Below are 5,764 nucleotides of genomic sequence, written 5' to 3' on the forward strand. Positions count from 1 at the left end.
TGCAGGTGGTACTCAAGGAGGCTTCGACCTCGGCGGCGGGCCAAACCCTGCCGGCCGTGGCCATCAAATACGGCGCATTCCTCAACACCGTCATCGAATTCCTGATCATCGCCCTGAGCGTCTTCGTAGTCATCAAGTTCATGAACCGGCTGCTGAAGCAGCGCACAGCCGAAGCCGGCTGAGCGTCTCGATTCTGCGGCATTGAGGAACCGTGGACCAATCCAAACATGTCCTGGTCGTCGGCTGCCTGGTCCGCAATGATGCGGGCCAGGTCCTGTTGGTCCGCCACCACAGACGCGGCTGGGAAATTCCCCAGGGGCGGGTCGAAGAAGGCGAAGACCTGCTGGCGGCCGCCCGCCGCGAAGTGCTGGAAGAGACGGGAGTGACGGTGGAAGTGGGACCGCTGGCCGCCGTCTGGTCCAAGCTCACGCCGCCGGCCGCACTGATCCTGAATTTCCTCGCCACCTGGCGGCAAGGCAAGCTCACCAGCAGCGAAGAGTGCCCTGAGCTCGGCTGGTTCACTTCCGAAGAAGCGCTGTTGAAGGTGACCCACCCGGTCAATAGTGACCGCCTGCAGACCCTCCTCGACTTCGACGGCCGCATTCTCTACCGTGCCTACGCGCCAAAACCCTACCAGCTTGAGGTGGAAGCCTATTTAGCTTGATTCGTTTCCTGATGAAATCATCTAGGAATTCCGATCTCAAAGCCGCCACCTGTTTCGATTGCAAATCGTCCGTGCATTCTTGCTTCAAACTGATTCAATGGGGCTGACACCAAACTCCGAAAAATCAGGGTTTGTAGGAATCGTAGGCAACTTGGCCGTCGGGTAGCCGCTAGGAAACCAGGATGACATGTTGGACATTCAGGCAACAGTAAACCGATTCCGGACCCAAGGCCAGTTGGAGTGTTGACAATTAGGCTAATTTTCGACTCTGATTATGAAATAGAGCAGATCGTTACCACTTTTCCGGCTAGATAACCGGCCCACGTGTCAGCAGTGAGAAGGTTCACTGAAAGGCTCGGACCAGGAGCTGGATTTTTACGCAGGAAGTTGACTCATGGAACCGACGATAGATTTCTGGCAGGAGCACAAGATCCGATTACGCCGCTACATCGCCAGAAGAGTGCGCGGGAACGACGCCGTCGACGACATCCTCCAGGATGTGTTTCTCAAGGCCCATACCAGCCTGCATTCAGTCAAAACCCCCGGAAGCGTCACGGCGTGGCTGTTCCGTATCGCGGCAAATGCCATTGCCGACCACTACCGTTCGGAGAAACCCTGGGATGAGCTCCCGGCGGAACTTGCGGCACCCGAGCCGGAACCCGACTATGTTGCAGAATTGGCTCCCTGCCTGCAGCCCCTCATCGCCGATTTGCCGGAGACTTACAAAACCGCCCTGGTCCTCTCGGAGCTGGAGGGAATGCCGCAGAAAGAGGTCGCCAGGCGGCTCGGCATTTCTCTCTCCGGTGCAAAATCCCGCGTTCAACGGGGCCGGGAAAAATTGCGGCAGCGCCTGCTCGACTGCTGCGACATCGAAACCGGACGATCAGGCGTCATCATCGGCTACGAGCGCCGCGACAAAACTTGTGGCGGCAGTTGTGACTGAAATGAAAAAGTTTGCGTCTTTTCTGTCGGCGCGCCGTCTATAGAGGTAAGACGTCACGAGCGTCGCAACCTTGAACGACAGGAGAAATGTATGGAACTTTTAAAAAGCGATGCGATCCGCCAGGCCGTTCGCCAACGTTACGGCCGGTTGGCCGAGGGCGACGGAGTCGGCTGCGGTTGTGGTCCGGCATGCTGCGACATCCTCGCCGCTGACGCGCAGGCATTGTCCCAGAAACTTGGCTATACCGCCGAGGATGTCGACATGGTGCCCCAGGGAGCCAACCTGGGGTTGGGTTGCGGCAATCCCCAGGCGATCGCCGCGCTGAAACCGGGAGAGGTTGTTCTCGATCTTGGCAGCGGCGGCGGATTCGATTGTCTCCTGGCGGCACGGCAGGTGGGCGATGCGGGCCTAGTCATTGGTGTCGACATGACTCCCGAGATGATTGCCAAGGCACGCGCCAATGCAGAAAAAGGCGGTTACCGGAACGTCGAATTTCGCCTTGGCGAGATTGAACATCTGCCAGTGGCGGACGGGACGGTGGATGTCATCATCTCGAACTGCGTCATCAATCTGTCTCCAGACAAGGCTCATGTTTTCGCCGATGCGTATCGGGTCCTGAAGCCCGGGGGACGCCTGGCCATTTCAGATGTCGTTGCCCTCGCCGAGTTGCCGGAGCAGATCCGTCGAGACATGGCACTTTATACGGGCTGCATGGCCGGAGCTTCCCTGGTGTCGGAGATCGAAACAATGCTGAGGGCGAGCGGGTTCACCAGGATTCGCGTTGCCACCAATGATGAGAGCAGTGCATTTATCCGCGATTGGGCGCCGGGGACCGATGTCGCGGACTATCTGGCATCGGCCACCATTGAGGCTATCAAACCCGCAATCTAATGCCATGCCGGCGCCACTGAACTGCAGCACTGAGCGTTGCAGCCGTTGGCGCCGATTGTTCACAACACAGAATCTGACAAACAGATTCCTTTACATGAGCCGCGACCGGCAGGGGCAGTTAGATTGCCTGAACTTTCTTTACCAACTACGACATCATTTCAGAAGCCATTCCGACCGCTGGTAGGGATGGCTTTTTTCGTAATGCAGAGAATTTAAGAAACAGCCCTCGCCAAGCTGCAAACGCCGGCCGATTTCATTGATGCAGCTTATGAGACTATTACGCCGGGCATGAAAATGGATTGCAGAATGGCGATCGGTCGATGACAAACCAGACTGGGCGAAGTGCAACAGTGAGGAAAGAATACTGAATCGCTCAGGCTATATAAGGGCGACCAAGAATAAAAAACCCCAAGCGAAAGACTACCGCCGATGTTCCTCAAGAAGTCGGCGAATGGTATCGGCAAAACCCTGCTGCTCGGGAAAAGAGATGGCGCTCACCGGGCAGAGCCGGCCGCAGGTACTGCACTCGACGACGCAGTTGAATGGGCTGCGCACCCGGGCTTTATGCTCCTGCTCGTCGAATTCAAGCACTCCGTTCTTGCAGAACTCAACGCAGGTGCGGCAGCCGATGCACATATCCGCGTCAATGGTCGGATACCAGGGGATTTTCTCGCGGGGGATGTTGCGCCAGTCGCTCATGGGGACCTCCTTGAGACCGTTCAGTCGGCCTTCGCCAGCGCCTGCCTGACCATTTTGACCAGTTCCGTGAGGAACTTTCCGGGATCGTGCGCAAGGGTCCAGACCTCGGGCAGCTTGTTCCAGGCTGTTCGATCCGCGGGGTCTCGCACCACCACCAGTTCGTTGGCGGACAGGTCATAAGCGAAAACGAAATGAGAGTTCTCCGGCAGGTCGGCGTTGGTGGGGTGCCAGGCCAGTTGCCCGCCTGCCAACTCCCGGGGAAAGTTTTCCTGCAGGATCTCCCCGGTCATCTGCTCGATCTGCAGGCACTCGGCGCAGCGCGCCGTGCTGTGAAAATAGTAGACCCTGACCTCTGCGGCGGCCTCGGCGATCAGCAGCAGAAAGCAAACGACGGCGGCTCCGAGTATCCGCCATGTGCGATACGCCGGAGTCATCGCCATGCTCACGGATTTTTGGCCGCCAGTTCCTTGATCGCCGCCACCGCCTCGTCGGTCGTCTTGTTGCGGATATCGAGGGGAAGGTGGTGGGATTTGTCGAACCCGACTGCCTCGAAGGCGTCGCGGAACATCTTGCACTGCATCTGCGGGTCGCAGGCGGCGACGTAAAGCTTTTCCGTTTCACCCCCCGAAAGCAGCACCTTCAAAAACTCCTCGCCGTCACCAACGCAGAGTTGCGGGTGCAGGCAGACGTAGTCGAATAGTTTCTCCCGCCGCACGTCGGAGAGGACGCCGAAGATGTCCATTTTGGTGAAACTGGGGCAGGTTCCCTGGCAGACGCAGAGAATGAACCCTTTTTTGCTCATGGCTCGTTCCTCCTTGCGTTTAGTGAGAGGGGTTTGCCAAAGGTAGTTTATTGTCAAGCATACCCGTCTCCTCGGCAAAGTCACGTGCCCGGTCGCCGCGCAGAGACTCCGCCAGGCCGAGCAGGCCGTCGGTGAGGTACCTGGCCTCGAATCCCTTCGACCGCAAATAGGCCATGGCGATGGCCGAACGGTCCTTGTGCGGACAGGCGGTCACGATAAGCTTGTCCTTCGGCAGTTCCTGCAGCCTTTTGGGCAGCTCGTTCAGAGGGATGGCCAGGCCGAACCCCATGCGCCAGGCGGCGACCTCTTCGTTGAAACGGATATCGACCAGCACCGCCTTGCCGGAGAGGAGCAACGGGATGAGCCCCTTGCTGTCAATCTTCATCTCCTCGCGCATCTCGTAATCGAACCGGCTCAGGAAGGTGTCGAAGGACTCTTCCTGCGCACGGCCGGGAGCGGGCGCGGCCAGCAGCGGAATCAGGGTCAGACTGACTACCAGCAGATACTTCATCATCGTTCCTCCTGGTCACAAACCGGATATTTGTCTCAGAACGCCTGCCAGATGAACCAGACACCCACCACCGTGACAACCACACCGCTGATACGTTTCGCCCAAGTGGAGAAGCTGACCACTCCTTGGGCCTTGACGAACGCTTCGATGAACCCGGTGAAGGTGCCGGCGGCGAGCATTAGAAGGCAGTGCCCCAGGGCGTAGACGAAAAGGAGGGCGACGCCGTAGAGCACCTCCCTTTGGCTGGCGACGTAGGTGAGGATCACCACCAGCACTGGGGTGGCGCAAGGAGAGGAGACCACGCCGAAGAAAAGCCCGAGCAAGAATGCGCCGACGAGGCCGCCCCGCTTCGGCTTGAACTCGCGCCGGATGGGGAGGCGGATTTCGTACAGACCGGCCATCTGCAGCCCCATCGCCACAGCGACCGCGCCAGCGGCCACGTACCACCACCCCCCCAGGGTGCCAAACATCGTCCCGAGCAGCCCCGCCGCCGCGCCGAAGGCGGTGAAGGTCAGCGACAGGCCGAGGATGAAGGCGAGGGAGTAGTGAAACGCCTTCCACCGGTCCCCCTCGGCGTAGCCACCGACGAAACCGACCACCAGCGGGATGGTGGCCAGCACGCAGGGGGAGGCCGAGGAGATCACCCCGGCCAGAAAGACGGCGCCGAAGGCGACGAGGGGGTAGACGGCGATGATCTGTTCGATGTTGTCGAGCCAGCTCACTTTACCCCCAAGGCTTGTAGTTCCTTGATGATCTCCGCCTTGTCCATGAAGCCGACGTGCCTCTTCACTTCCTTGCCTCTGCCGTCGAAGAAGACCTGCGTCGGGATCATCTGGATGGCGAAGCGCTTGGCCGCCGACTGGTCCTCCCGCACGTCGATGAAGAGAACGTTTGCCCGGCCGCGATAGGTGCCGGCCAACTCCTCCAGGATCGGCGCCATCTTCTTGCATGGGATGCAGGTGCGGGCCCCCAGGTCGATGACGGCCGGCTTGCCAGCCGCCAGTGCACGGTCGACATCGGCAGAGGTCGCAGAGGGAAGTTCCGCCCAGGCGACGGTGGTGCTCAGCAGCAGGGTGAGAAGAACGAGCGACCGCTTCACAGCCACCCCCGAATCTCTTCCGCCGAGGGAGCCTTGCCGGAGACCTTGACCACGCCGTCGATCACCAGCGCCGGGGTGCTCATCACCCCGTACTTCATGATGGACGGGATGTCCTGCACCTTGACCACCTCAGCCTCCCTGCCAGCCTGGGCGAG

General features: G+C 59.6%; 11 protein-coding genes. 4 read left to right on the forward strand and 7 right to left on the reverse strand.

Annotated elements, in window-relative coordinates; genetic code table 11:
- The 4 genes from VD811_13795 to VD811_13810 form a co-directional block, all read left to right on the forward strand.
- A partial coding sequence (locus VD811_13795; protein HXV22055.1) for an MscL family protein occupies positions 1–182 on the forward strand: 182 nt, incomplete at its 5' end.
- A gap of 29 nt (positions 183–211) precedes the next feature.
- Positions 212–664, forward strand: coding sequence for an NUDIX hydrolase (locus VD811_13800; GenBank protein HXV22056.1), 453 nt, complete (start codon positions 212–214; stop codon positions 662–664).
- 394 nt (positions 665–1,058) lie between these two features.
- On the forward strand, positions 1,059–1,607 hold the full coding sequence (gene sigZ, locus VD811_13805) for an RNA polymerase sigma factor SigZ (protein HXV22057.1): 549 nt from the start codon (positions 1,059–1,061) through the stop codon (positions 1,605–1,607).
- A 90-nt stretch (positions 1,608–1,697) separates the two neighbouring features.
- Positions 1,698–2,498, forward strand: a complete 801-nt coding sequence (locus VD811_13810; protein HXV22058.1) for an arsenite methyltransferase — start codon at positions 1,698–1,700, stop codon at positions 2,496–2,498.
- A gap of 420 nt (positions 2,499–2,918) precedes the next feature.
- Here VD811_13810 and VD811_13815 read toward each other — a convergent pair whose 3' ends face one another.
- Genes VD811_13815 through VD811_13845 form a run of 7 tightly spaced genes read right to left on the reverse strand, consistent with a single transcriptional unit; the run spans position 2,919 to position 5,707 of the window.
- Positions 2,919–3,197 (reverse strand): ferredoxin family protein, encoded by a 279-nt coding sequence (locus tag VD811_13815; GenBank protein HXV22059.1) that lies wholly within the window; start codon positions 3,195–3,197, stop codon positions 2,919–2,921.
- Between the two features lie 20 nt (positions 3,198–3,217).
- Positions 3,218–3,631: a nitrophenyl compound nitroreductase subunit ArsF family protein gene (locus VD811_13820; protein HXV22060.1), complete on the reverse strand. Its 414-nt coding sequence runs from the start codon at positions 3,629–3,631 to the stop codon at positions 3,218–3,220.
- Between the two features lie 8 nt (positions 3,632–3,639).
- Complete coding sequence (locus VD811_13825; protein HXV22061.1) at positions 3,640–3,999, reverse strand: hypothetical protein; 360 nt, start codon at positions 3,997–3,999, stop codon at positions 3,640–3,642.
- Positions 4,000–4,018: 19 nt separating this feature from the next.
- Complete coding sequence (locus VD811_13830; protein ID HXV22062.1) at positions 4,019–4,513, reverse strand: rhodanese-like domain-containing protein; 495 nt, start codon at positions 4,511–4,513, stop codon at positions 4,019–4,021.
- Positions 4,514–4,545: 32 nt separating this feature from the next.
- Positions 4,546–5,232, reverse strand: a complete 687-nt coding sequence (locus VD811_13835; GenBank protein ID HXV22063.1) for a cytochrome c biogenesis CcdA family protein — start codon at positions 5,230–5,232, stop codon at positions 4,546–4,548.
- Positions 5,229–5,609 carry a thioredoxin family protein gene (locus tag VD811_13840; protein ID HXV22064.1) on the reverse strand — a complete coding sequence of 127 codons (381 nt, stop codon included), beginning with the start codon at positions 5,607–5,609 and terminating at the stop codon, positions 5,229–5,231. Before VD811_13840 ends, VD811_13835 begins: the two co-directional genes overlap by 4 nt.
- Positions 5,606–5,707 (reverse strand): thioredoxin family protein, encoded by a 102-nt coding sequence (locus VD811_13845; GenBank protein ID HXV22065.1) that lies wholly within the window; start codon positions 5,705–5,707, stop codon positions 5,606–5,608. Before VD811_13845 ends, VD811_13840 begins: the two co-directional genes overlap by 4 nt.
- Positions 5,708–5,764: the final 57 nt, after the last annotated feature.

It is taken from the genome of Desulfuromonadales bacterium (assembly GCA_035620395.1).
GTDB lineage: Bacteria > Desulfobacterota > Desulfuromonadia > Desulfuromonadales > DASPGW01 > DASPGW01.

Coding starts and splice junctions, on each gene's coding strand:
- VD811_13820 (HXV22060.1), bottom strand. CDS start 3,631: ATGACTCCGGCGTATCGCACATGGCGGATACTCGGAGCCGCCGTCGTT.
- sigZ (HXV22057.1), top strand. CDS start 1,059: ATGGAACCGACGATAGATTTCTGGCAGGAGCACAAGATCCGATTACGC.
- VD811_13825 (HXV22061.1), bottom strand. CDS start 3,999: ATGAGCAAAAAAGGGTTCATTCTCTGCGTCTGCCAGGGAACCTGCCCC.
- VD811_13815 (HXV22059.1), bottom strand. CDS start 3,197: ATGAGCGACTGGCGCAACATCCCCCGCGAGAAAATCCCCTGGTATCCG.
- VD811_13845 (HXV22065.1), bottom strand. CDS start 5,707: ATGAAGTACGGGGTGATGAGCACCCCGGCGCTGGTGATCGACGGCGTG.
- VD811_13810 (HXV22058.1), top strand. CDS start 1,698: ATGGAACTTTTAAAAAGCGATGCGATCCGCCAGGCCGTTCGCCAACGT.
- VD811_13830 (HXV22062.1), bottom strand. CDS start 4,513: ATGATGAAGTATCTGCTGGTAGTCAGTCTGACCCTGATTCCGCTGCTG.